This window comes from Streptomyces sp. NPDC059564, assembly GCF_042735575.1.
Taxonomy (GTDB): Bacteria; Actinomycetota; Actinomycetes; order Streptomycetales; family Streptomycetaceae; genus Streptomyces.
Map to the genome: position 1 here is coordinate 1 of NZ_JBHWBP010000618.1, position 2197 is coordinate 2197.

A 2197-nucleotide genomic window follows, 5' to 3' on the forward strand; every position below is an offset into this window, starting at 1 on the left:
TGGGGGTTTTACCCTGGTTGCGCACCGACCGCGTCGACGCCCTGCGCGCCGCCGCCGGTCTGTAAGCACCGCAGCCGACGACGTACGGACGGCCCCGGACCCTGTGGTCCGGGGCCGTCCGTTGTCAGCGGCGTTTGGTAAGAATGCTGGTGTGAGCAGCGCGAACGATTCCCCGCCGGAACAGCTCGCACTGATCCGGGAGATGGTCGCCGAGGCGAAGGCCAAGGCGCCCAAGGCCAAGCCGCGCACCTGGCGCGGGGCCGCCCTCGCCGAGGAACTGCCGGTCGCGCGGATCCTCGTCAACAAGGGCGTGCTCCACCTCGACCAGCTGTGGGACTACGCCGTACCCGCCGAGCTGTCCGAGGCCGCGCAGCCGGGCGTCCGCGTCCGGGTCCGCTTCGGCGCGGGTTCCCACCAGGTGCACGGCGGCCGCCGCGAGGGCGGCGGGCTCATCGACGGGTTCATCGTCGAGCGGCGCGCCGACACCGACTACCACGGGGCCCTGGCCGCGCTCGCGCATGTCGTCTCGCCCGAGGTGGTCCTCGGCCCCGGCATGCTGGCCCTCGCCCGGGCCGTCGCCGACCGGTACGCGGGCAGCCTCGCCGACGTGCTCCAGCTCGCCCTGCCCCCGCGCAACGCCCGCGCCGAGGCCAAGCCCTCTCCCGAGCCGCTGCCCCCGCCCGCCGCCCCCGAGCCGGGCGGCTGGACGCGCTACGGCGCGGGCCCCGCCTTCCTGCGGGCCCTGGCCACCGGCGCCGCCCCCCGCGCCGTGTGGACGGCCCTGCCCGGCCCCGGCTGGGCGGACGAACTCGCCCGGGCCATGGCGGCCACCCTCGCCTCCGGCCGCGGCGCCCTCGCCGTCGTCCCCGACGGGCGCACGGCCGCCCGCGTCGACGCCGCCCTCACCGGGCTGCTCGGCGAGGGACACCACGCCCTGCTCACCGCCGAGTCCGGCCCCGAGAAGCGCTACCGGCAGTGGCTGGCCGTGAGCCGGGGCTCCGTGCGCGCCGTCGTCGGCACCCGGGCCGCCATGTTCGCGCCCGTTCGGGACCTCGGACTCGTCGCCGTCTGGGACGACGGGGACTCCAGCCACAGCGACGACCACGCCCCCTTCCCGCACGTCCGCGAGGTCCTGGAACTGCGCGCCGTCACCGACGGCTGCGGCTTCCTCGCCGGGAGCACCAGCTGCACCGTGGAGGCCGCCCAGCTCGTGGAGTCCGGCTGGGCCCGCCCGCTCGTCGCCGGCCGGGAGACGGTGCGCGCCGTCGCCCCGCGCATCCGTACCGTCGGCGACGAACTGCTGGCCCGGGACGGGGCGGCCCGCCAGGCCCGGCTCCCGAGCCTGGCCTGGGAGACCGTGCGGGAGGGCCTGAAGACGGGCCCCGTCCTGGTCCAGGTGCCCCGGCGGGGCTACGTGCCCCGGCTCGCCTGCGAGCGCTGCCGCACCCCCGCCCGCTGCACGGTGTGCGCGGGGCCGCTGGAGGCCCCCGACGAGCGGGACCTGCACTGCGGCTGGTGCGGTCGCGCCGAGACCGCCTGGCACTGCGAGGAGTGCGGCTCCTTCCGGCTGCGGGCCCAGGTCGTGGGCGCGCGGCGCACCGCCGAGGAGCTCGGGCGGGCCTTCCCCGCCGTGCCCGTACGGACCTCCGGGCGCGACCACGTGCTGGACGAGGTGCCGGACCGGCCCGCGCTGGTGGTGTGCACCCCGGGCGCCGAACCGGTCGCGACGGGCGACGGGTACGCGGCGGCCCTGCTGCTGGACGGCTGGGCCATGCTCGGCCGGCCCGACCTGCGGGCGGGGGAGGAGGCGCTGCGCCGCTGGATCGCCGCCGCCTCGCTGGTCCGCCCCGAGGGCCAGGTCGTGGTCGTCGCCGAGCCGACGCTGCGGCCCGTGCAGGCGCTGGTGCGCTGGGACCCCGTCGGGCACGCCGTACGGGAACTGGCCGAGCGGGCCCAGCTGGGGTTCCCGCCGGTGTCCCGGATGGCCGCCGTGGCCGGGCGGGGGGACGCCCTGGAGGCCTTCCTCGCCGCCGCCGGGCTGCCCGCCGACGCGGAGGTCCTGGGCCCCGTACCGTTGCCCGGGCGGCGGGGGGAGCCCTCGCCGGGGGAGCGGGCCCTGGTGCGGGTGCCGCCGGGGAGCGGGGCGGCGCTGGCGGCGGCCCTGAAGGCCGCGCAGGCCGCGCGGATGGCGCGGGGC

General features: G+C 78.7%; 1 protein-coding gene. It reads left to right on the plus strand.

The features are described from left to right. Nucleotides 1–151: 151 nt before the first annotated feature. Nucleotides 152–2197: primosomal protein N' (locus tag ACFV0Q_RS40935; protein WP_385013117.1), on the plus strand; the 2046-nt coding region annotated here is incomplete at its 3' end.